This is a genomic window from [Micrococcus luteus] ATCC 49442 (genome assembly GCF_010367585.1).
Classification (GTDB): domain Bacteria; phylum Actinomycetota; class Actinomycetes; order Actinomycetales; family Micrococcaceae; genus Arthrobacter; species Arthrobacter luteus_A.
Map to the genome: position 1 here is coordinate 2802052 of NZ_JAAAXP010000001.1, position 23512 is coordinate 2825563.

General features: G+C 64.8%; 19 protein-coding genes. 13 read left to right on the forward strand and 6 right to left on the reverse strand.

The window, feature by feature from the left end:
• The first annotated feature begins 2 nt into the window (after positions 1–2).
• The 3 genes from GUV69_RS12750 (at position 3) to GUV69_RS12760 (ending at position 2384) form a co-directional block, all read left to right on the forward strand.
• Entirely contained in the window at positions 3–974 is a 972-nt protein-coding gene (locus GUV69_RS12750) for an aldo/keto reductase (protein ID WP_164202877.1), read from the forward strand.
• Positions 971–2011 carry an NAD-dependent epimerase/dehydratase family protein gene (locus GUV69_RS12755; RefSeq protein ID WP_164202880.1) on the forward strand — a complete coding sequence of 347 codons (1041 nt, stop codon included), beginning with the start codon at positions 971–973 and terminating at the stop codon, positions 2009–2011. Before GUV69_RS12750 ends, GUV69_RS12755 begins: the two co-directional genes overlap by 4 nt.
• A gap of 124 nt (positions 2012–2135) precedes the next feature.
• Positions 2136–2384 carry an RNA polymerase sigma factor gene (locus tag GUV69_RS12760; RefSeq protein WP_244292712.1) on the forward strand — a complete coding sequence of 83 codons (249 nt, stop codon included), beginning with the start codon at positions 2136–2138 and terminating at the stop codon, positions 2382–2384.
• A 735-nt stretch (positions 2385–3119) separates the two neighbouring features.
• On the opposite strand, the gene GUV69_RS12765 is transcribed toward GUV69_RS12760, so the two are convergent.
• Positions 3120–3524 (reverse strand): nuclear transport factor 2 family protein, encoded by a 405-nt coding sequence (locus tag GUV69_RS12765; RefSeq protein WP_244292713.1) that lies wholly within the window; start codon positions 3522–3524, stop codon positions 3120–3122.
• Between the two features lie 158 nt (positions 3525–3682).
• On the opposite strand from GUV69_RS12765, the gene GUV69_RS12770 reads away from it, so the two are divergent.
• The 7 genes from GUV69_RS12770 to GUV69_RS12800 all read left to right on the forward strand — a co-directional run bounded on the left by GUV69_RS12770 (position 3683) and on the right by GUV69_RS12800 (position 9594).
• A complete protein-coding gene (locus GUV69_RS12770) occupies positions 3683–4174 on the forward strand; it encodes a DUF2975 domain-containing protein (RefSeq protein ID WP_164202882.1) in 492 nt (163 codons plus the stop codon).
• Positions 4174–4404: a helix-turn-helix domain-containing protein gene (locus tag GUV69_RS12775; RefSeq protein ID WP_164202884.1), complete on the forward strand. Its 231-nt coding sequence runs from the start codon at positions 4174–4176 to the stop codon at positions 4402–4404. Before GUV69_RS12770 ends, GUV69_RS12775 begins: the two co-directional genes overlap by 1 nt.
• A gap of 16 nt (positions 4405–4420) precedes the next feature.
• Positions 4421–5254: an aldo/keto reductase gene (locus tag GUV69_RS12780; protein WP_164202887.1), complete on the forward strand. Its 834-nt coding sequence runs from the start codon at positions 4421–4423 to the stop codon at positions 5252–5254.
• A 132-nt stretch (positions 5255–5386) separates the two neighbouring features.
• Positions 5387–5653 (forward strand): GlsB/YeaQ/YmgE family stress response membrane protein, encoded by a 267-nt coding sequence (locus GUV69_RS12785; RefSeq protein ID WP_164202889.1) that lies wholly within the window; start codon positions 5387–5389, stop codon positions 5651–5653.
• Positions 5654–5763: 110 nt separating this feature from the next.
• Positions 5764–6255, forward strand: coding sequence for a YtxH domain-containing protein (locus tag GUV69_RS12790; RefSeq protein ID WP_164202891.1), 492 nt, complete (start codon positions 5764–5766; stop codon positions 6253–6255).
• Positions 6256–6442: 187 nt separating this feature from the next.
• A complete protein-coding gene (locus GUV69_RS12795; RefSeq protein ID WP_164202893.1) occupies positions 6443–7105 on the forward strand; it encodes a DUF2510 domain-containing protein in 663 nt (220 codons plus the stop codon).
• 830 nt (positions 7106–7935) lie between these two features.
• Complete coding sequence (locus GUV69_RS12800) at positions 7936–9594, forward strand: HNH endonuclease signature motif containing protein (protein WP_280113746.1); 1659 nt, start codon at positions 7936–7938, stop codon at positions 9592–9594.
• A gap of 158 nt (positions 9595–9752) precedes the next feature.
• On the opposite strand, the gene GUV69_RS12805 is transcribed toward GUV69_RS12800, so the two are convergent.
• Positions 9753–10577 carry a putative protein N(5)-glutamine methyltransferase gene (locus GUV69_RS12805; RefSeq protein ID WP_280113747.1) on the reverse strand — a complete coding sequence of 275 codons (825 nt, stop codon included), beginning with the start codon at positions 10575–10577 and terminating at the stop codon, positions 9753–9755.
• A 375-nt stretch (positions 10578–10952) separates the two neighbouring features.
• On the opposite strand from GUV69_RS12805, the gene GUV69_RS12810 reads away from it, so the two are divergent.
• A complete protein-coding gene (locus GUV69_RS12810; RefSeq protein ID WP_244292714.1) occupies positions 10953–14006 on the forward strand; it encodes an alpha-amylase family glycosyl hydrolase in 3054 nt (1017 codons plus the stop codon).
• Positions 14007–14130: 124 nt separating this feature from the next.
• Here GUV69_RS12810 and GUV69_RS12815 read toward each other — a convergent pair whose 3' ends face one another.
• Positions 14131–14823, reverse strand: coding sequence for a GntR family transcriptional regulator (locus GUV69_RS12815; protein WP_164202902.1), 693 nt, complete (start codon positions 14821–14823; stop codon positions 14131–14133).
• A gap of 138 nt (positions 14824–14961) precedes the next feature.
• Between GUV69_RS12815 and GUV69_RS12820 the strand changes: the two genes are divergently transcribed.
• Together GUV69_RS12820 and GUV69_RS12825 are read left to right on the forward strand one after the other, a co-directional pair.
• On the forward strand, positions 14962–16707 hold the full coding sequence (locus GUV69_RS12820) for an L-lactate permease (protein WP_164202904.1): 1746 nt from the start codon (positions 14962–14964) through the stop codon (positions 16705–16707).
• On the forward strand, positions 16707–19532 hold the full coding sequence (locus tag GUV69_RS12825; RefSeq protein WP_164202906.1) for an FAD-binding and (Fe-S)-binding domain-containing protein: 2826 nt from the start codon (positions 16707–16709) through the stop codon (positions 19530–19532). The genes GUV69_RS12820 and GUV69_RS12825 overlap by 1 nt, the downstream gene beginning before the upstream one ends.
• Before the next feature lie 27 nt (positions 19533–19559).
• Here GUV69_RS12825 and malQ read toward each other — a convergent pair whose 3' ends face one another.
• The 3 genes from malQ to GUV69_RS12840 form a co-directional block, all read right to left on the reverse strand.
• Entirely contained in the window at positions 19560–21800 is a 2241-nt protein-coding gene (gene malQ / locus GUV69_RS12830) for a 4-alpha-glucanotransferase (protein ID WP_164202908.1), read from the reverse strand.
• 237 nt (positions 21801–22037) lie between these two features.
• The gene (locus GUV69_RS12835; RefSeq protein ID WP_164202910.1) at positions 22038–22478 is read right to left on the reverse strand and encodes an SRPBCC family protein; all 441 of its coding nucleotides are present in this window, start codon (positions 22476–22478) and stop codon (positions 22038–22040) included.
• Positions 22479–22517: 39 nt separating this feature from the next.
• Positions 22518–23399, reverse strand: coding sequence for a LysR family transcriptional regulator (locus tag GUV69_RS12840; protein ID WP_244292715.1), 882 nt, complete (start codon positions 23397–23399; stop codon positions 22518–22520).
• Positions 23400–23512: the final 113 nt, after the last annotated feature.

Consider the following 23512-nt stretch of genomic DNA (forward strand, 5'->3'; position numbering starts at 1 on the left):
CCGTGCAGTACACCCATCTTGGCCGCTCCGGCCTCAAGGTATCCCGGCTGTGCCTGGGCACCATGAACTTCGGCCCGCATACCAACGAGGCGGACGCGCACGCCATCATGGACTCCGCGCTGGACGCCGGCATCAACTTCTTCGACACCGCCAACGTCTACGGCGGGAGCGGACACCGCGGGTGGACCGAGGAGATCATCGGCCGCTGGTTCGCGCAGGGCGGCGAGCGCCGGGAACGGACCGTGCTGGCCACCAAGTTGTACGGCACCATGACGGACCGGCCCAACGAGTCGAAGCTGTCCGCGCTGAACATCCGCCGCGCCCTCGACGCCAGCCTGAAACGCCTGCAGACGGACTACATCGACGTGTACCAGTTCCACCACATCGACAGGGACACTCCGTGGGACGAGATCTGGCAGGCCATTGACGTTGCGGTGCAGCAGGGCAAGATCCTGTATTCGGGGAGCAGCAACTTCGCAGGCTGGCACATCGTGCAGGCGCAGGAAGCCGCCCGACGCCGGAATTACAACGGATTGGTCAGCGAGCAATCCATCTACAACCTGTTCCGGCGCGAAGTGGAACTCGAGGTTATCCCCGCCGCACAGCAGTACGGCCTGGGCCTCCTACCCTGGTCCCCGCTGCAGGGCGGGCTTCTGGGCGGCGTGCTGAAGAAGGAACGCGAGGGAGTCCGGCGCACGCAGGGCAGGGCCGTGGAGACGCTTCAGAAACACCGGGAGCAGATCCAGCAGTTCGAGGACTTTGCGGACGAACTGGGTCACGAACCCGGCGACACCGCACTGGCGTGGCTGCTGCACCAGCCTGCAGTCACTGCACCGATTGTCGGACCGCGGACGCAGGAGCAGCTCGAGGCCGCCATCCGGGCCCTGGATGTCAGCCTCGACGCCGCCGCCCTCGCCCGCCTCGACGACATTTTCCCCGGGCACCGTCCGGCACCGGAGGACTACGCGTGGTGAGCGTATTAGGGCTTGAAGCCGACACTGTGGCACCACGGAGTCTCCTCTTCCTTGGCGGCACCGGGGTGATCAGCGCAGCGGCGGCTGAACGCGCCGTCGTCCTCGGCCACCGCGTGACCATCCTGAACCGCGGGCAGTCCGGCAAACCGGTGCCGGACGGCGCTGAGGTCCTGCACGCGGACATCCGCGACGCCGAGGCGGTGGGGGGCGTACTTACGGGACGGACGTTCGACGCCGTCGCGGACTTCCTCACCTTCACTCCGGAGCAGGCGCGGGAAAACATCGCCCTCTTCCACGGCACAACCGAACAGTACGTGTTCATCAGCACGGCGTCGGCGTATCAGAAGCCGCCCGCAAAGCTGCCGATCCTCGAATCCACGCCGCTGAAGAACCCGTTCTGGCAGTATTCGCGGGACAAGATCGCCTGCGAGGGCGTGTTGTTCGAGGCCTACCGGTCGGATGATTTTCCAGTGACCGTGGTGCGCCCGTCCCATACGTACGACCGCACCAGGGTGGGCCTGTTGGGCGGCTGGACAGACATCCACCGGATGCGCACCGGGCAGCCGGTCATGGTGCACGGCGACGGCACATCACTGTGGACGCTGACGCACGCCCGGGACTTCGCCAAGGCGTTTGTGGGGCTGCTCGGCCGGCCGCAGGCAGTGGGCGAGAGCTACACCATCACCTCGGACGAGTATCTGCCCTGGGACCGGATCTACCGATTGTTTGCCAGGGCAGCCGGGGTTACGGAGCCCGAACTGGTCCACGTGGCCTCGGAAACCATAGCCGCACAGGGCGCCGGATACAGCCCCCACCTTGGGCCCGGCCTCCTTGGCGACCGCGCCCATTCCGTGGTGTTTGACAACTCCAAGATCAAAGCCCTGGTGCCCGGCTATGCGGCCACCATTCCGTTCGCGGACGGAACCCGGGAGATCGTCAACTGGTACGACAGCCATCCGGAGCTGCAGGTGGTGGACCAGGAGTTCATGGCCCTGAGCGACCGGCTGATCAGGTGGGCAGGCCGGGCGGCTGACTGAGGCGCGGCCCAGCAGTTCGGACACATGATATTTGGGGGATGCGTGCTTTCGGAGCGCGAACTGGCGTTTATCGCCATTCACAAGGACAGTTATCCGCGGGTTTTACAGCTTTGCGCGACGGCGGGTGGAATCAGCAGAATTGGCGGAGGAGCTCGCCGCGGATGTCTTCCGCGTGGTGTGGCAGAAGTGGGACAAGGAAACCCGGACAGATATTGCGTGGATCCTGACAGTGGCCAGAAATCTGATCGGCAAGGCCGGGGCGCTGGACTGCAGTGAGGGTGCAGCAAAGGTCCGGCTGCGCCGTGCCCGGGCCGCTTTCCGGAAGCAAATGTCGAGCAGTGCTGAAACGATGACACAGAAAATGGGTGCCTGAAATGGATCCGATCAAGAATATGATCTCGGCTGCGGACCCCATGCCCAACGATTCGTCCGCCCAGGACGGAGAAGCAGCCCTGCGGCGGATGCTCACCGAACCGCAGATGTTCAGCGACAGCCTGCCGCGTGAAGTTTCCTCTTCCTTCGTGGACAGGCAACGGCGCCGAAGTGCCAGACTTGGCGGCATCCTGACCCTTGCAGCAGTCGCGGTCACCGCCGGCTTGCTGGTCGCCACGAATCTGGGTTCTGTCACCACGGCCCCCCCCGCTCCCGCCGGCTCCAGCCCCTCCGTGGTGGCGCCAACCGCGGCCCCAACGCAGACATCAACAGCCGTACCGGGTGTAACGCCGTCTGTGGGCGCTTCAGTCCCGGTCCCGACCCCACCCGCTACTGCCCCTGCAGAGTGGCGGACGTTTGTCAGCGCCGCAGGGAAGATCTCTTTCGAGTACCCCGCTCAGTGGACTGCACTATGGCCCGTCCGGCGGCATCGGCGGCATGTGCCAGGGACCGGTCCCCTACACGGTCCTGGATTCAGTAGAACTCGCTTTGCCTCACAACCCGTCCGCGGCTGACGTCATAACGCCCCGTTTTGCCTTCCGGGCACTGCAGGAAGCCGGCCGTGTCACCGCGTCCTACGGCATCACGAGCAGTGCGGCCGGCAAGGACGGTAAGTCCTGCATGTTCTCACGTCGCTGAAGATCAAGGAGGGATAGTTTCCAAGGCGACGTCCGGGTCAGGTCCTTTCAACCCACTGCGCCCGCCAGGCCGGTGCCTCGAAGGCTTCGCTCCAGTAAGCCGTTTCCTTGGCGATCTTGCCGTCCCGGAATTCGAAGATGAACACCCTTTCGTACTGCGGCCCGTTGTAGTCCAGCAGGGCCTCGGCCACCACGAGGTTCCCGGCGCTAAGCAGCCGGCGTGGCGTGATGGTGGGCAGTTGGGGGAAGGCGTTATAGATACCCCTCCGGTTTTCGGCCCCGCGCACCACTTCCCCGGACTGCGGCCAGTGCATCACCGCATCGTCATGGAACAGCTCATCCATGACCTCGATATGGCGCTCGTTGATGCACGCAATGAGCCGCTCGACTGTGTTCTCGTTAGCACTGGATTCGCCCACGATGCGGCCTGATTCCTTGACCATTCCGACGGACCGTTAGTCCTTGAATTGTCCTCCTCCAGAGCGGCAGGCACCACGGCTTCCGCTGTCCCGTCGGTTGGGCCGCCGTGAGTTCGTCCAGATTGCCTCACTTGTCGAATATCGATAGGCTTGCATTGTTATTCGATATCAAGGAGACCCAAATGGGAAAGCTGCTCACCCTCGCCCTGCGCGCCGTCCTGGCGCTGGCACTCGCCGGCTCGCTGTTTGTCCAGGTCAGGATGGTGCCACTGATCTCCGTTGACCTGGAAGAAGCCGGCACTGACGCAGGCAACCGAATTCTTGCACTGGTGATTGTGGTCCTGGGCATCGCCACCGTCCAAGTCACCCTGGTGTGCGTCTGGCGCCTCCTGACCATGGTGCGGCGCGGGACCGTGTTCTCCCACGCGGCTTTCCGCTACGTTGACATCATTTTCGGCGCAGTCGCCGCCGCGTCAGTGCTCGTGTTCGCGCTGGCCGTGATGCTGGCACCCGGCGACGCGGCCCCCGGTATCGTGCTGCTGATCTGCGGGGCGTCCCTCCTGATTGCGGGGGTGGCGCTGATTGTCCTGGTGCTCAGGACGCTTCTCGCCCAGGCAGTGGCGCGCGACGCCGAAGCGAACCATCTGCGCGCCGAGCTCGGCGAGGTGATCTGATGCCCATCGTGGTGGACATCGACGTTATGCTCGCCCGGCGAAAGATGCCCGTGGGTGAGCTTGCTGACCGGATCGGCATCACGCCGGCCAACCTGGCAGTCCTCAAAAATGGCCGGGCCAAGGCGGTGCGCTTCACAACATTGGAGGCACTGTGCGAGGTCCTGGCCTGTCAGCCCGGAGACTTGCTTCGGTGGGAACCGGGGGAATCGGAAGACGCGGCGGCGTTATGAGGGGCAGACTGGTGAAATGACACTTTCACCGCTAGTCAAGCTCAATGACGGCCACAGCATCCCGCAGCTGGGACTTGGCACCTGGCCGCTGGATGACGATCAGGTGGCTGCCGCCGTCGTCAGCGCTGTTGAAGCCGGGTACCGGCACATCGATACCGCCGTGAAATACGGGAACGAGGAGGGTGTTGGCAATGGCATGCGGGCCAGCGGGGTGGACCGGGCCGAGCTGTTTGTCACCACCAAACTGGACGGGCAGTTCCAGGGTCAGGACCGCGCCGTAGCGGGCCTGGAAGGGTCGCTGAAGCGTATGCGGCTGGACTACGTGGATCTCCTGCTGATCCACTGGCCGCTCCCCCAACGCGACGAATTTATTTCGACCTGGAAAACGTTCGAGCGATTGCAGGCAGAGGGCAAAGTACGGTCCATCGGTGTCTCCAATTTCAAGCCTGCCCACCTGGAACGGTTGCTGGCTGAGACTGACGTTGTGCCGGCCGTAAACCAGATTCAACTGAGTCCGGCGATCACCCGGGTGGCTGAACGCGAATTTCATGCCCGGCACGGAATCGTGACGGAGTCATATAGCCCGCTAGGCGGGTCCGGAGCCAGTTTGCTGAAGGCTCCGATCCTTGTCCAGCTTGGCGAAAAGTACGACAAAACGCCTGCTCAACTGGTGTTGCGGTGGCATATTGAGCAGGGACTTGTAGTTATTCCGAAATCAGGCGATCCGGAGCGGATGCGCGAGAATCTGGACATCTTTGATTTCGCTCTGGATCGGCAGGATCTCGCGGAACTTGCCATTCTGGACGAGGGTCTCGGAGCGGGTAACGATTCAGACACAACCGGTCATTAACGGGCCCCAAACACTCGTTTTACGGGGTATCAGACTGGCTAAACGAAACTAAGCATGATTACTATTGAGGCAGAAGGATGAAGCGTCCCGGGATCCGGGTACCTCCTTTATGTAGGAAGAAGGACGACAAAAATGGGCTTCTTTGCTTTTTTGATTCTTGGCCTTATTGCCGGCGCGATTGCTAAGGCGATCCTTCCGGGCAAGCAGGGTGGCGGATGGATCATCACCCTTATTCTCGGCGTTGTTGGAGCATTCCTCGGCGGCTGGCTCGGCGGACTGCTTTTCAACGCTCCGCTGCAGGAGTTCTTCTCGCTGCAGACGTGGCTGCTCGCGATTGCCGGCTCGATCATCGTGCTGCTGATCTACGGCATGGTCACGAAGCGCAGCGTCCGCGGCTAATTTCTTCACCGACGTGAAACCGGCCCTGGGACCCCCATCCCCGGGCCGGTTTTCTTTCTCCGGCCAATAAACCGGGGACTGGCACCCTTCTCAACGAGCAGGAGTTCATCATGAAATCTAAACTTCTTTTGGGTATCGGGATCGCGGCAGGCTATGTCCTGGGCTCGCGGTCCGGCCGGGCAGCATATGACAAACTCAAGGCAAGAGCGGTCACCGTCTGGGACAGCAAGCCTGTCCAGGACAAGGTCCATGCCGCAACGGACGCCATCAAGGAAAAAGCTCCGGACGTGGCTGACCAGTTGGGTGAGGCAGCCCGCCGGGCAAGCACCGTGATCGGCTCAGCCATGCACCACGACACCGCAACCGGTAATGGCAAGGCAAAAACGTCCGACATCGGCGCCTCCGCCGCGGCGGCCGGAACCGCTGGTTCCGCCGGGGACCACATTCCCGCCCACAGCACCCACCCGGAAACGGTGAACCTTGGGACCTCGGATGTTGAATCCGACCCCGCGCTGAACGACTCCCAGGGCCAGGACTGGTCCGACGAGGGCGGCGCAACGCCCGCCGGAGCGGCCACGAACGTCGACCCCAGGCGGGAATAGCCACTCCTTCCCTGCGAGGACGTGACGGCCCGGTTGCCGCGTGACATGTAGCCGTGCGGGAACTGTGCTAAAACTGATTGACCTTGCTGGCCGTCGCGATCCTTGGGGGACGCGGCGGCCAGCGGCGTCCTAGGCGATGGCAATCAACCGCAGGTTACTTAGCCCGTGGCTAATGGGGGGAATACAGATGAGCACTGCAGGCACCAGCCCCACCCCGCCTCCGGGCTGGTACCCCGACCCCGCCGGGACCGGCCGGGTGCGCTGGTGGGACGGCTCCGGATGGACCGACCAATTCAGCACGCTTCAGCAAGGCATGTACGCCGGACCTAATACGGCGGGGCCATATGCAGCGAACCTATATGCGCCAGCGGCCATCCAGCGGCCCCATATTAGCCGTGATGCTCCGGTCTACAATCCGCTGATCTGGGCCATTACTCTCCTCCCGCTGCTGTCGTCGACCCTCTTGCTTCTCTGGAATCCGGAACTCCGGTTTATTACCGTCGGGCGGCAGCAGACCCCCACCCTGGACCCGTTGTCGATCTTCACTCCCGCGTACTTCATGCTGGTCGTTTCGGGCTTCCTGGTATACGCAGTTTCCGTGCTGCTTGCCTACTTCGACTCCGAGCGGCTCAAACGCGCCGGTGTTGTCCGGCCGTTCCATTGGGCCTGGAGCTTCCTCAGCAGCGGCGTGTATGTCATCGGCCGCTCGGTGATCGTGTCGCAGGTGGCCCGCGGACGGGGGCTCGTGCCCATCTGGGTGCTGATCGGTGTCTTTGTCCTCAACATCGTGGTGACAAACATCAAGATGTCGGAGCTGATGTCGTCGATGATTGCGACCATTCCCGCGTAACTACTAACGAGCGCCAGCGGGGCTTGAATTAGGGCGGATCACCAGCACTTCAGTTCCCCATGACTCTGACCTCCGGGGTCCGGGGTCCGGGAATGAGCGTCGCTAGAGTGTAATTTCCTCGCAGCGGACCCGCCCGGCGTCCTGCACGGGGCTCTGTTAGAGAGCACATTATGCTCAATGGCCTGCTTTGCAAGATTAACTTGGGCATCACTGGCTCGCGGAGTCCAACCCTGATGGCACCCCTCCGGAAACACTGCACGAAGTGCGGAAAATATGATGCCCGAGGTGACCGCTGGTCGGGGCGCCTTGCGCTCGGTGACCACCCTGGCGACCCGGCCGGAAGCCAGTACTACGATTGATCCGGGCGCTGCCGTCAGGCGCCCTTAGAATACGTCGCTATTTGAAGGCTTGAAGTAGCGGCCTGCAGTGCACCGCGGCGATTCGCCCGTGCTGGTCCGCCGGGCTTCTGCCATTGCCGGGCGGACGAAGGCAGAATTCCCGTTGCCGGCCTAAATGTCAGTGCCTCACGGCAGAGTATTCCCATGGAGGCTTTGACGGAGCAGCTCACGGGGAACGGCAGCCGTTCCGCTGTGCAATTGCGCGCCGCCTCCACAGCTGACGAGTGTTCCCGAGGCGGAGTGCCCGACGCCGGCAATAATGTCAGTGCCTCACGGCAGAGTATTCCCATGGAGGCTTTGACGGAGCAGCTCACGGGGAACGGCAGCCGTTCCGCTGTGCAATTGCGCGCCGCCTCCGCAACTGACGAGTGTTCCCGAGGCGAAATCCCCGGCCCCGGCAATAATGTCAGTGCCTCACGGCAGAGTATTCCCATGGAGGCTTTGACGGAGCAGCTCGCGGGGAACGGCAGCGTTTCTGCCGTGGCTGCGCCGGCGAGTCTGGCGGCGGCGATCGGCGTCGTCCGCGCCGCTGCCGCCGCGGCCCCGGCCCACCTGGCCATGGCCTCCTATCTGGAGGCCGCCGATTACGCCGGCCTCACCGAAGAACTCTCCCGCACCGTGGAATACCTCCAGATCCTCTCCGCCGGGGCCGTGGACCGCACCCGCACCCAAGCCATCGCCGACGCCGCTGCCACCCGGGCGGTCAGGTCCTGGACCACCGGCTGGGACAGCACCGGCATCGAAACCGTCACCGAAACCGACGCAGCCTGGCCCGCCGGCACAGGCACTCCTGCTCCTGCGTCCGGATCACCGGCAGACGACGGCTGCAAAAACACCGCCGAATTCCTCCGTCTACGGCTGCGGATCGGTGGCGGCGAAGCCAAACGCCGCCTCCACCTCGCCCACGCCATCCTCCCCGAAACCACCCTCACCGGCGACACCCTGCCACCGGCCCGCGAACACCTCGCCGCAGCCCTCACCGCCACCAGCGGCACGACAGACGCCGGCACCGAACCCGGCACCCCCGGGCAGTCCCAGCCCTGCGCCGGACCCGTGATGTCCTCCCAGGCCGGGACCATCATCAACGCCACCCTGGACCGCCTCACACACCACACCACCGCCGAAACCCTGGACCGGATCGAACACGACCTGACCCGCGCCGCCGCGACCACCGACCCCGACTTCCTCGCCCGCCTCGCCCGCCGCTGGGCCGACACCCTCGACGCCGACGGCACCGAACCCACCGAAGAAGCCCTCCGCCACACCCAAGGCGCGTTCATCCGCAAACCCCGCCACGGCCTGCACCACCTCGAAATCTTCGCCACCACCGACCAATACGAACACTTCGCCACCATCATGAACGCCGCCACCAACCCCCGCACCCACCCCACCACCAGCATGGGAAACCCCGACGGGACAAGGCAGGGCGGGCGGCAGGACACCGGCGTGTGGCAGGACAATAGCGTGGACCTGGACCGGCGCACCCGGCCCCAGAAACAACTCGACGGCATCATCACCGCCTTCAAAGCAGCCCTCACCACCAACAAACTCCCCACCGCAGGCGGGAACCGCCCCCAAATCATCGCGACCATCAACTACCAGGACCTCCTCCCCCACCTCCCAGCCCCGGAAACCGGCAGCAGAGACACAGGCACGGGCAGTTTCATCTTCACCGGCCCCGTCGCGGCCGCCACCATCCGCAAACTCGCCTGCGACGCCGACATCATCCCCGCCCTCCTGGGCACCCACGGCGAAATCCTGGACCTCGGCCGCAAAACCCGCCTCTTCACCCCCGCCCAACGCCTCGCCCTCACCGCCCGCGACCAAGGCTGCACCTTCCCCAACTGCACCATCCCCGCACCCTGGTGCGAAGCCCACCACATCACCTACTGGTCACACAACGGCCCCACCAGCACCACCAACGGCGTCCTCCTCTGCTCACACCACCACCACCTCATCCACAAAGAACAATGGACCATCCACACCACCAACGGCACCCCCTGGTTCACACCCCCACGCCACATCGACCCCACCCAAAAACCCCAACAAAACCACTACTTCAAACCACCCCCACCACCCCAACGCGAATAAGCAGGACGTGTGTGCAGAGCGCCGGAGAAGGTTTGCCCCCAAGCGTGGCCACGGCACGGAGCAACGGTCCGGGCACGGGGCACGGACTAGGCGTGGCGCACGGGCCGTGGTGTAGATACGCCAAGCCGCCCCTAATAAACCCGAAGGCCGGGCGATGGCTAGTCGGCCCTGCCGATAACAACGGTGCCGTCGAACTCGTCCGATCGGACAGTCCTGACGGCCAATCCCGCAGCGGCCATGATCGAGGCAGTACTTCCCGCCTGCCGAACGCTCGTTTCGATGAGGAGAAAGCCGCCTGTGTGCAGCCATTCCACCGCCCCGGCGGCCACGCGGCGATGGAGGTCCCGGCCGTCCGCGCCGCCGTCGAGCGACATCATCGGCTCATAGTCACGAGCTTCGCGGGGCATGGTGGCAATCTCGGCCGTTGGGACGTAGGGGGCGTTCGCAGTAATGATCGAAACCTTCCCCTTGAGTGCGGGCGGAAGAGCCTGGTAGAGGTCCCCTTTGTGAACAGCCCCACCCACCTTGGCGACGTTCCGTCGAGCGCACACCACGGCAGCCGGGTCAATGTCCGCAGCATGGAGTTCAAGCCCTGGAATTTGGGACGCGATGGCTACGCCCGCTGCCCCGGACCCGCAGCAAAGGTCCACAACGACGGGAGGCGCTGCACCAGCGCGGTTCTCCCCCGAGAATTCAGTCGACAGCAGCGCAGCAGCTTCGTTGACCAGCAGTTCGGTACGGAGACGCGGAACAAAGACACCGGCGTCAAGCTCAATCCGCAGGCCGCAAAACTCCGCCCACCCCAGGATGTGCTCCAACGGATTGCCGGCAACGCGCCGCTCCACAGACGCCGCCACGTCGGCCGGAGACGCACCGTCAGCCATGAGAAGCCGGGCTTCCTCCTCGGCAAAGACACACCCGGCTGCACGGAGCCGTGGGACGATCGCGGCAACGGACCCGAGGCGCAATTCGGAGTTTTGCAAGGAACCCCTTTCGGTACACCGGCCAGAGGAGAAGTGTGTGCCTGACGTGACCGGATGATGGTTCAGGCCGCCCGCCATGGACCCCATGTTATGCGGACCATAGCGCGTTTGGGACGGTCTAAAAAGACTGGATTTATTGTGTGCAAGCGCTTACAGTTTGGCGTGGTCCACCGAGCAATCGCTGGGATTGCGTGGATCCTGTCCAACACAAACCGATAATCACCATCAATTAGCAGCCGCTCAAAACCCTGAACAGCATCGTCGCTACCAGGAAGGTCTCCTGACGTGAATCCACGCACCCCTAGAGGCACCACCCCGCGCCTCGACAGCAGTTTGAGAACCAGACCGCAGCATCCCGCACCGCCAGGCACCGCGTTGGCCCGGACCAAGCTGCTCCGCACAGCTTCCGTGGTGCTGGCGGCAGCATTGGCCCTTTCGGCAGTGGCGCTTCCAGCCCAGGCGGCGCCCGACCCCAATGACCCGGATCCACGGAAGCCCGCCCCGTCGTCGGCCGTCCACTCACGCCGCGCCCCGGTGACGGACGAAAATTTCTACTTTGTTATGGCGGACAGGTTCAGCAACGGCGACACCGCCAACGACGACGGCGGGCTGGGTCCGGACCCTATGGTGTCCGGGTTCGATCCCACTAAAAAGGGCTTCTACAACGGCGGTGACCTCACCGGGCTCCTGGACAAGATCGACTACATCCAGGGCCTGGGCACCACGTCCATCTGGCTGACGCCCAGTTTCAAGAATAAGGCGGTCCAACCAGAGGACAATTCGGCGGGGTACCACGGCTACTGGGTCACCGACTTCACGCAGATTGACCCGCATCTTGGCACCAATGATGAGTTGAAAAAGCTCATCAACGAGGCCCACTCGCGTGGCATGAAGGTCTACTTCGACATCATCACCAACCACACGGCAGACGTCATCGGCTATCGGGAGGGCGCCCGCCGACCCTACGTTTCCAAGGACACCAAGCCCTACAGGACGGCGGCCGGTGAGGTGTTCGACGACCGCGACTACGCAGGCTCCAAGAAATTCCCGAAACTCGACCCGAAGACATCATTTCCCTACGAACCCGTCCTCGACGAAGGCGAAGAAAATCTCAAAGTCCCCGGGTGGCTGAACGATCCAACGCTGTACCACAACCGCGGCGACACCACCTTTGCGGGCGAGGACTCCTACTACGGCGACTTCTTTGGCCTGGATGATCTCAACACTGAACACCACAAGGTGGTGGACGGCATGGAGGAGATCTACCAGACGTGGATCCGCGACTTCGGCGTGGACGGCTTCCGGATCGACACCATGAAGCACGTGAATGATGAGTTCTGGCAGGAATTCGGCCCGGAAGTGCTCAGCTACGCGAAGGCCCAGGGCAAGGACGAATTCTTTATGTTCGGCGAGGTCTTCGACACCAGCAAGAGCTTCACCTCGCAGTTCACCACCCGCAACCGGATGCAGGCGATTCTGGACTTCCCGTTCCAGGACGCGGCCCGCGGCTTCGCTTCCAAGAGCCAGGACGCCAGAACCCTGGAGACCTTCTTCGCCGGAGACGACTGGTACACCGACGCCGATTCGAATGTCTACCAGTTGCCAACGTTCCTGGGCAACCACGACATGGGCCGGATCGGCCACTTCATCGCCACTGACAACGCCGACGCCACCGACGCCGAAAAGGTGGCCCGGGACAGGCTGGCGCACGAGCTGATGTACTTCTCCCGCGGCAACCCGGTGATCTACTACGGCGACGAACAGGGCTTCACCGGTCCCGGCGGCGACCAGGACGCACGTCAGACGCTCTTCGCCAGCCAGGTGCCGGAGTACCTCGATGACGACCTGCTCGGCACCGATGCCACCCACGCCGCCGACAACTTCAACGCCAGCCACCCGCTGTACTCGACGATCAGCCAACTCGCGGCTGTGACCAAGGAACACCCGGCACTCCGCGATGGCGCGCATCAGCATCGCTACGCCTCCGAAGGCACCGGCATCTACGCGTTCTCCCGCACTGACGCGGAGGACCAGCGCGAATACGTGGTGGCGCTGAATAACAGCGAACAGCCGCAGACTGCCGAAATTCCCACCTACATCGGCAAGCGCAACTACACGAGGATCTATGGCGACGCGGCAAATGACGTGAAGACGGCCGCAGACGGCAAACTGAACGTCACCGTGCCGCCGTTGTCAGCGGTGGTTTACAAATCGTCCGGCCGCATTCCGCACTCCAAGGAAGCCCCCGCCGTCGTACTCCAGCAGCCTGCCGCGGCACCCGCGGACAATGGCAGGATCAAGGTAACGGCCGACGTCGGCGGTTCGTCGTTCTACGAGGTCACCTTCGAGGCGAAGACAGCTGGCGGCGGCTGGGTTCCGATCGGCACCGATGACACCGCGCCTTACCAGGTGTTCCACGACGTGGCGGCTTTGGATGCCGGCACGGCCCTGGAATATCGCGCCACCGTGCTGGATAACGGCGGCCACACCGCCACCAGCCAGGCCCGGACAGCAGCCGTTCCTGCGCCCGTCCTGACCATGCAGAAGCCCTTGGAAGGCAGCAACGTGGAAGGCACTGTGGAGCTGAGCGCTACTGCAGATCCGGAAAAGGCCAGCCACGTGGTGGCCTTTGAACGGAGCGTGGACGGTGCCGAATGGACAGCTGTTGGCACCGACGATTCCTCTCCGGTGTATTCGATGACGGACAACCTGGCTCCGTTGGAACTCCCAAACGGCACCGCGGTCCGGTACCGCGCCACGATGACCGGGCCGGGATTCAACCTGGTCAGCGAACCGCGGACGGTGATTGTCGGCGATGCTCCCCAACCGGACTCCGTGACTGTTCCCGGATCATTCAACAAGGACCTGGGCTGCCCGAAGGACTGGGATGAAACCTGTGCAGGGGCTGCGATGACCCTGGACCCGGCGGACAGGATCTGGCGGCTCACAGTCAACCTTTCCCCGGGCCAGTACGAGTACAAGGCGGTGCTGAACCAATCCTGGAACTCCAGCTACGGTGCCGACGGCGCCCTGGGTGGAAGCAACATCGTCCTGGACCACCCCGGCGGTGATGTGACGTTCAGGTATGACAACCGAACGCACATCATCAGCGCCGTCTATGCCTCGGACCAGCCGGCGGCAGTGTCCGTACCGGGAAGCATGAACGGGGAAATGGGCTGCCTCTCGGACTGGGATCCTGCATGTGACCAGGCCCAGCTCACACTGGACAAGGAGGACCTCGTCTGGAAGCTGACGGTTTCCAACCTTGTGGCCGGCAGCTACGCATTCAAAGCTGCCCTCAACCGTTCCTTGGGCATCAGCTACGGGGCGGGAGGCGCATCGCCCGGGGCTGACATTCTCTATGAGCACGACGGCGGCGCTGTCACCTTCCGGTACGACCACGTCACGCACCTGATGACGGCGGGTTAGCTGAAGCGTCAGCCGGGCGCTTGGCAAGCCCGCATTGCGGGGTCTCTGGCGGCAGTTCCTGGATGGTCGGGAACTAAAGTTCAGGGGCCCCGCAATGCTGTGCTCCGGTCACTTCGTGTACGTCCTAGTGCGGCTGCAGTTCGGAGGGCTGCCCTGCCTCGGGACCAGGGGTCCCGCCCATGGCAGCGACGAGGCGCTCCCGCGCGCGGCCCAGGTGTTCATCAAGCAGTTGGGCCGCAGCCTCGCCCTCGCCTGCCTCAATCAGTTCCAGGATCCTGCGGTGTTCAGCCAGGATGAGTTCAGTGTCCAGGAGGTGCAGCGACTGGACGCGGACCATGCATAGCCGCACTTCGCCCACCAGCGAGCGGTACATGCGGCTGATGCGCTCATTGCCCACAGCGTCGATCAGGCTCGTATGGAAGCGCATGTCAGGTTCCACGACATCCAGGGGCGCCCCGGTCTTTAATGCCGCGATGTCCCGGTTCGCCTGGACAGCCTCTTCCGGCACCTCGTGTGATCGCGCCAGCCGGCGCAGCACTTCGCTCTCCAGATATGCGCGGGCAAGGTAGATATCCCGCACCGATTCCGGCCCCAGTTCCACCACCCGCGCGGTCTTGTGCGTGCCCCTGTCCAGCAGTCCCTCCGCGACGAGTTTCTCAATTGAGGCCTTGGCGGTGGGGCGTGCCACGTCATAGGACGTGGCGATGTCTGTTTCAGTAAGCGCCTCTCCCGAACGCAGCTCACCCGAGAAGACCCGGCTCCGCAGATCCGCAGCGATCGCGTCGACGATTGAGACTGCTGCAATGCGCCCAGCCATGTGCACCCCTCTCAAAAGTTCCATCCGGTCATCTAATCCTGCCAGACAAATCAACAAAGGCACTTGACCTACATGTGTACTTGTTAGACAATCGAAGGGCGCCACGGTGTTGTGACGCCTAACACAATCTGGAGACACATGTTTCAGCAGATCCTCGACCCCATCGCCGGGTCCCTAGTGATTTCAGCCCTTTGCGCGGCCCTTCCCCTCGTACTTCTTTTCGTCCTTCTGGGCGTCTTCAAGGTCAAGGCACCCGTGGCTGCCCTTGCCGGCCTCGCCCTGTCCCTCGTTCTGGCCGTCGTCGGCTGGCAGATGCCGGTTAACCAAGCCTTGAGCGCCACCGCGGCCGGCATCTTTTATGGCCTGTTCCCCATCCTGTGGATCCTGATCAACGCGCTGTGGATCTACCGGCTCACCGTGGCCACGCCATGGTTCGCGGTACTGGGGCGCACCATCCGCTCCATTTCGAACGACCTCAGGATCCTGTCCATCCTGATCGCCTTCTGCTTTGGCGCACTCTTGGAGTCCCTGGCCGGCTTCGGGGCACCCGTGGCGATCTCTGCCGCCATGCTGATGGCTGCCGGCATGAAGCCCTTGAAATCGGCCATTGTGTCGCTGCTCGCCAACACCGCTCCAGTCGCTTTCGGAGCGATGGCCGCACCGATCATCGCCCTGAACGGCGTCACGGGCTTGCCGCTGAATGAGCTGTCCTCCATGGCCGGACGCCAGACGCCGTTCATCGCCCTGATCGTTCCCCTGCTGCTGGTGTTCATCGTGGACGGTCGCCGTGGCGTGAAGCAGACCTGGCCCGTGGCCCTCGTGGCAGGCGTGGCCTTCGGCGCAGCGCAGTTTGTCACCTCCAACTACTTCGCCGTGGAACTCACTGACGTTGTGGCCGCCGTGGTAACAGTGGCCGCCGTGCTGCTGATGCTGAAAGTGTGGCAGCCGAAGGAAACCGTCGGAATGGGCGGAGCGGTGCAGACTGCACCGGAAGCAGCGGAGGCAGCCGCCGTCGGTGCCCGCACAGATTCCGTCGGCGGTTCAGCCAGCGGAGTCAGCGCAAAACACGCTGCCGGCCGGCCCGCACCGGGCAGCGCTGCGCCAACTGACAACGGTGTACCCAGCGATAACTCGAGGCCCGAGCCGCGGCAGATCTGGATGGCGATCGCCCCGTACCTGATCATCATCGCGGTATTCTCAGTGGCCCAGATTCCGTTCGTCAAGGCCTGGCTGAGCCACGTCGGCACTGTCACGTTCGCCTGGCCCGGACTGGACATCACAGACTCAGCCGGCAAGCCCATCGCCGCCACGAAGTTCAAGCTGGACCACCTCAAGGCCACCGGCACCCTCCTGCTTTTCTCGGGCCTGCTCACCATGCTGCTGTACAAGATCACGGCATCCCAGGGCTTCCGCATCTACCGGGACACCCTGGTTCAGCTGCGCTGGACAATCGTCACCGTCACAGCCGTACTTGGCCTCTCCTTCGTCATGAACCTCTCCGGCCAGACCACCACCCTAGGCTTTGCGCTTGCCTCCGCGGGCGGCTTCTTCGCCCTCCTCTCCCCGCTGATCGGGTGGATCGGCGTGGCACTCACCGGCTCCGATACCTCCTCGAACTCCCTGTTCGGCCAGATGCAGGCAACGGCAGCAGAGCAAACCGGCCTCTCCCCTGTCCTGATGGCCGCTTCCAACTCCTCCGCAGGGGTGATGGGCAAGATGCTGTCGCTGCAGAACCTGGCCGTGGCCTCCGCTGCGGTGGGACTTGACGGCGCCGAGGGAACACTTTTCCGGAAGCTGATCGGCTGGAGCCTCGGCCTGCTGGCACTCATCACCGTTCTGATCTTCCTGCAGTCCACCCCCGTCCTCGGCTGGATGGTGCCCTGATGGCTCCCCTCGATCTGGCAGGCCTCCGCGGAGCGGTGCAGGACCCCGCGCAGGTAAAGACCCGCGCAATCGACCTGCACGCCAACGCCCACGACGCCTCCCACTTCCTCTTGATCCCCCAGGCCGTGGTGACCGCGGGCAGTGCTGCCGAAGTCGGCGCACTGCTGCGTGCCAGCGCCGCCCAGGGCGTGCCGCTGACGTTCCGCTCCGGCGGAACCAGCCTGAGCGGCCAGGCGGTCACCGACGGCGTCCTGGTGGACGTCCGCCGCAACTTCAGGGACGTCGAGGTGCTCGACGACGGCGCACGGGTCCGCGTGCAGCCCGGCGTCACCGTCCGGGCGCTCAACGCGAGGCTGGCCCGCTACGGCCGGAAGTTCGGCCCGGATCCGGCCAGTGAGGCAGCGTGCACCATCGGCGGCGTTGTGGCCAACAATTCCTCCGGGATGAACTGCGGAACCGTGGACAACACGTACCGGACGCTGGAGTCGTTGACCGTGGTGCTGCCCTCCGGCACCGTCATCGACACCGGAGCGCCGGATGCGGACCGGAAGCTCCGCGCCCTTGAACCGGAACTCTACGAAGGCCTGGCCCGGCTGGCCCGACGGGTCCGGGAGAATGCCGGCTCCGCCGCCATGATCAGGCAACAGTTCGCCATGAAAAACACCATGGGCTACGGCCTGAACTCCCTGCTGGATTTCCAGAGCCCGGTGGACATCATGGCCCACCTGATCGTCGGCAGCGAAGGCACCCTGGGTTTTGTGGCGGAGGCGGTCTTCCGCACCATCCCGCGGCTCCAGCACGCCGCCGCCGGCCTGTTGGTGTTCCCGGACCTTGAGGCCGCCAACGCCGCCCTGCCCGCCCTCGTCGAAACGGGGGCGGCAACCATCGAACTGATGGACGCGCTGTCCTTGAAGGTGGGCCAAACACTCAAGGGAACGCCCGCCGTCGTGCAGGACCTCGCGGTCCGGGATCACGCCGCCCTGCTCGTGGAGTACTCCGCCGGCAGCGCCGGGCAGCTGGCGGAACTCCAAGGGACAGGTGAGGGCATCCTCCCGGGCCTCGGGCTGTCCGCGACCGCCCGGTTTACCGGTGACTCACGGGAACGCGGGCAGCTCTGGCAGCTGCGCAAGGGCCTGTACGCATCTGTCGCCGGTGCCCGCCCCCAGGGCACCACCGCACTGCTGGAAGACATTGTGGTCCCCGTTCCGGTGCTGGGCCGGACCTGCCGGGAACTGATCCGGCTCTTCGACAAGTACGGCTACGACAACAGCGTGATCTTCGGCCATGCGAAGGACGGCAACGTCCACTTCATGCTCACGGACGGTTTCGCCACCCCCGGAGAACTGGAGCGATACAGCGCCTTCACCGAAGACATGGTGGACCTGGTCCTGGCCGAGGGCGGATCCCTGAAGGCGGAGCACGGGACAGGGCGGGTCATGGCACCCTATGTCCGCAGGCAGTACGGCGAAGAGCTCTACGACGTTATGCGCCGCATCAAGCAGCTTTTCGACCCCGCCGCGATGCTCAACCCCGGCGTGCTGATGGACGAGGATCCGCTGGCGCACCTGCGGCACATCAAGACAGCGCCGCCGGTGGCCGACGAAGTGGACCGCTGCGTCTCCTGCGGTTACTGCGAGCCGGTGTGCCCCAGCAAGGACATCACCCTCACTCCGCGCCAGCGCATCGTCACGCTGCGCGCCATCGAAACCGCGCGGCTGGCCGGAGACGCCGCCCTGGTCAAGGAACTGGAAAAGGACTACGAGTACGAATCCGTGGACACGTGCGCCGTGGACGGAATGTGCCAGACCGCCTGCCCTGTGGACATCAACACGGGATCGCTCGTCAAGAAACTGCGGCAGGCCGATGCCGGCCCGCTCGCCAACGGGGCTTGGAACGCCGCCGCCAAGCACTGGGAAGGCGTCACCCGCGGTGCCGCGCTTGCCTTGACAGTAGTCAACAAGCTGCCGGCGGCCGCCGTCGCGCCGCCGAACAGGGCTGCGCGGGCAGTCCTCGGCGAGGACACCGTCCCGCTGTATTCCGCCGAACTGCCGGGCGGCGGTTCGGTGCGGAAGCGTCCGACGCCGACGGGTGACGTGGACGCGGTCTACTTCCCTGCGTGCGTGGGGACCATGTTCGGCCCCGCGGGAACGGCCCGGGACACGAAGGGACACGGCGTTCAGTACAGCTTCGAACAGCTGTGCGCGCGGGCCGGCCTCACCCTCCTCGTCCCGGAAGGCATCGACGGGCTCTGCTGCGGCACCCCGTGGTCCTCCAAAGGCATGGCTGCCGGCCAGACAACGATGCGGGAGAAGACGCTGGCGGCCCTCCGGGAGGCAACCCGGGACGGCGAGCTGCCCATCGTCTGCGACGCATCCTCGTGTACCGAGGGCCTGCGCCAGGCCGTCGAATCCGACAGCCCGGCCGCAGGGCAGCGTCCGCTGCGCATGGTGGACGCCGTGGACTTCGCGGCCGAACGGATCCTTCCCGGACTCCCGGACCATGCGAAACTCGAGTCCCTGGCCCTCCATCCCACCTGTTCATCCACCAGAATGGGCCTCAACGATGCCCTCGGGGCCGTCGCCGGCGCCGTGGCCGAGCGCGTGGAGGTCCCGGAAAACTGGGGCTGCTGCGCGTTTGCCGGGGACAGGGGAATGCTGCACCCCGAACTGACAGCATCGGCAACCGGGAAGCAGGCCGCGGAGGTGGCCGACATAGGCGCTGCCGCGCACGCCTCATGCAACCGGACCTGCGAACTGGGTATGACCAGGGCAACGGGTGAGCAGTACCGCCACGTGCTGGAACTCCTGGACGAAGTCACCCGCTGAGCCGGGGCCAGGCGGTTCAGCCCGAAGTCAGCTCCGCAGCGACTCCGACACTGCCGCCAGGAGCGTGTTGAACCTGGCGTTGCCGGGAAGATCGTCGAGGTAGACCGGCCTCCCGGCCGGATCTCCCAGCGGAACCTGCCAGTTCGGATACAGCGCTTCGGTGGTGCCCGGCTGGTTCTGGACGCGCCGCTCCCCCACGGCGTCGACCAGCGCCACGCCGAGCAATGCCGACGGCGTCTGGGCAAGCAGGCGGTGCAGCGCCACGATGGTGCGCTCCTCCGCTGCCGACGAACCGGCGGAAGCGGCCTCACCGTCTGCGCCTGCGGACTCCGGCAGCAGCCCGCGTTCCCGCAGCAGCCCCATCATCTTCTCCAACGTTGCCTCATGCTCCTCGCGTTCTTCCGCTTCGGAGCGTTCCAGCAGGCCCAGCCTGCTGCGGAGCGCCACATGGTCACCCGCCAGGTAGCCGGCAGTGGGCGGAAGGTCGTGGGTGTTGACGCTGGCGAGTGCCTGCGGACGGTAGCGTTCGGGCGGCAGCGGGGAGTCGCCGTCGTTCTCGAACCAGAGAATGGACGTTCCCAGGATGCCGCGGGCAGCCAGATAGTCACGAACCCACGGCTCAAAGGTTCCCAGGTCCTCGCCGATCACCACGGCGCCGGCACGCTGGGCCTCCAGCGCCAGGATGCCGATCAGGGCATCGTGGTCGTACCTGACGTAGGCGCCGTCGCGCGGTGAGTTGCCCGCCGGAACCCACCACAGGCGGAACAGGCCCAGGACGTGGTCCACGCGGATGCCGCCGGCGTGCCGGAGCACGGTGGACAGCATGTTGCGGAACGGGGCGTACCCGGCCTCGGCCAGGCGGGCAGGATGCCACGGCGGCTGGTTCCAGTCCTGGCCCTGCTGGTTGTACATGTCCGGCGGCGCCCCCACGCTGATCCCGGGCGCCAGCACACCGCGGAGCGTCCAGGCGTCGGCGCTGCTCTGGTCAACACCGACAGCGAGATCGTGCACCACGCCCAGCCGCATCCCGGACGTGCGGGCAGCATGCTGCGCGTTCTCGAGCTGCTCGTCGCAGACCCACTGCAGCCAACGGTGGAAACCGATCCGGTCCGCAAGCTTCCCGCGCAGGGCCTCGGCAGCCGGGGACCCCAAGGCGCAGTCCGGGTCTGACCAGAGCGGGTCTTCCGGCCCGAGGTCCTCGCGGATAGCGGACCACAGCGCAAAATCATCCAGTCCACTGCCGGAGATCCGGCAAAATTCGTCGAACGCAGCCTGCCGCGCCGGCGAGCGCCGTGCGTGGTAGAGCAGCTCCAGGGCTTGGAGTTTGGCGGCGAAAACAGCGTTCCGGTCCAGCCGGTCCGCATCCTTGTTCAGGCCCTGGATCTGGTCCTGCAGCCTGTCGATCGTGGCACGTCTGCGCGGCTTCAGATAGGCGAGCTCCGGAATGGCCTCCACCCGGATGTAGAGCGGGTTGAAAAACCGGCGGGTGGACGGCGAGTACGGCGATGGCTGGACCGGCGGGACGGGCTCCGCGGCGTGCAGCGGGTTGACCAGGACATAGTCCGCACCCCGTTCGCCGCTGATCGCCGCAAGGTCCGCGAGGTCAGCGAAATCGCCGATGCCCCAGGAACGCTTCGAGCGCACGGAATACAGTTGCGTGGCCAGACCCCAGCCGCGGCGCTCTACCAGGGAATCGGCTGTGGTGAGCCGCGCCGGGACCACCACCAGCGCACATTCGGCAGTGACGCCGTCGGACTCGGCCTGCAGCGTATGCCATCCCAGCGGCAGCCCCTCCGGCACAGAGAACGTGGCCCGCCCGGTTGGCACGCCGTCCACGTCCTGCGGCGGAACCCAAACATCCGCCTGGGCCGCCTCCACCGGTTCACCCGCTTCCGGCAGCACTGTCACGCGGGCCGTGGCACCGTCCCGGAGATGGACCGGAACCAGCGCGGTTTCGCCGTGTTGAACCACGACGGCGGGTGGCAGCATCCGCCGCCACGGCGCCAGTTCCGCCTCGGCCAGGGCAGCTTCGATCAGCCCGTTGGTGTGCGCCTGGACGCCCAGCGCCGCAAGGACCTTGACCAGGGTTTCCGGGGCGACGCTGTGGGGCAGCCCGTCCCAGCCGTGAAACGAGGTGCCAACGCCGTGGGCATCGGCCAGGCGCTGCAGGAGTTGTTGGTCCACGGACTCATGACCGGCCGCTCCACCGTCGCCTGGCGGAGCCGGCGTTCCGGAGAATTGAGCGTACTGCTGGTCTGGAGCCTTCATGGATGTCCGCCTCGTCTGGTGTGATGGGCCTGAACTTACATTGCGTCCTGGTCAACCGCGGGCTTCGTCGCCCCCGGACAACTGTCGGTTCCGATTATTGCAGGGTCGCGTGCTTTGCCTGCTCAGGGTCGTTGCCGGGTCCGTAACCTAACGGCAGGCGGCAGCGCCCGGGGCGCCCGCCGTCCGGGCAGCGCTGTGCCCGGACTTCGGCCATTCCGCCGCCGGCCCTCGGGCGGTTCAGCGTGCCGCGAGTGAATTCAACGTGTCCCGGATCCCGTTCAACGCAGGATCCCGCAAGGACACAAACGCCGGCTTGAGGAAGGGCTGGAGGATCTTCGCCGGCCCCTTGATGCTGAACTCAGCCGTGTACTTGACCAACGAACCCTGAGCGGAGGGGCTGACGTCGATGGAATCGAACGCGGTGACAGTCTTGTTCTCGCCGCGGAGCTTGATGTGGCTGTCGGTCAGCTCAATGACTTCGTATTCCAGGGACTGACGCTTACCCCGGAATTCGGATTCGGCATGGTAGCGGTGACCGACTGCCACCGGTCCCGGCGTGAGCTTGTCCATCACCGGCGTGCCCGGGTCCCATTCGCTTGTGTTCTCGAACTCGGAGAGGAAGGCGAAGGCCTTCCCGGGAGAAAGTTTGGTTTCCACGCTGCCGCTGACTGTGATCATCCATCCAGTGTAGGAACCGAAGGCGGGCGGCACAGCCCCTTACGCGCGGACGGTTTCCCTGAGGCACAAAACAAACTCCTCCACGGCGGGCGACTCGCCATGAGGCCGGGCAACGTGGAGTTCGGTCTGCGGCCTGCCCGCGAAGCGGCGCGTGGTGACGCCGGGCATCTGGAACCGCTGCACCGATTCCGGCAGGACGGAGATTCCCAGCCCGGCGGCAACCAGGCCCAGGACAGTTTCCTGGTGGATGGCCTGCTGCACAACATTTGGCGGGGTCGGCAGCGAGTCAAAGAGGCGAAGGACCCGCGCCACGAAACCGGGCATCAGCCGGTATGGGAAGAGGATCATGGGCTCCCCCTCAAGGTCCAGCGGCCGGATTTCGGTCGCAGCCGCCAAAGGGTGGGATTCGGGCAGGACAACCACCAGGTCCTCCGTGCTGAGCAGTTCGAGGTTCAGCCCGGGAACGTCACCGGGATCCCGGATCAGGCCGAGATCCAGGTTACCCTCCAGCAGTTGCTCAATCTGCTCTCCGCTGGTGAGCGGGTTCAACACCAGGTCAATGCGCGGGCTCTGCTGCCGGAAGGCCCGGATTGCTTCGGGCACGGCGGTGTAACTCGCCGAACTGACGAAGCCAACCCTGATTTTGCCGCTCTTTCCGGCGGCGACGTCGGCAACATCCCCTGCGGCGTCGTCGAGGTCCGCCACAGCAGCCTGGACCCGTTCCCTGAACGCCTGCCCGGCGGCGGTCAACGCAACGCTGCGGGTGGTCCGGTCGAACAGTTGGACCCCCAGCTCACGTTCCAGCCTCCGGATGGCAACCGTCAGCGGCGGCTGGGTCATGTGCAGGCGCTCCGCGGCGCGGGCGAAATGCAGCTCGTCGGCGACGACGAGGAAGTACCGAAGTTGCCGGAGTTCCATCATGATTCTTTCGATTGACGCCAATAATTACTAGTCAAATGATATTGGACGGGCACGGTTTGTGAATGAGTTACTGATTGTAGTCCCAGGGCAGCCACACAAGCGCCCGTCCCGTA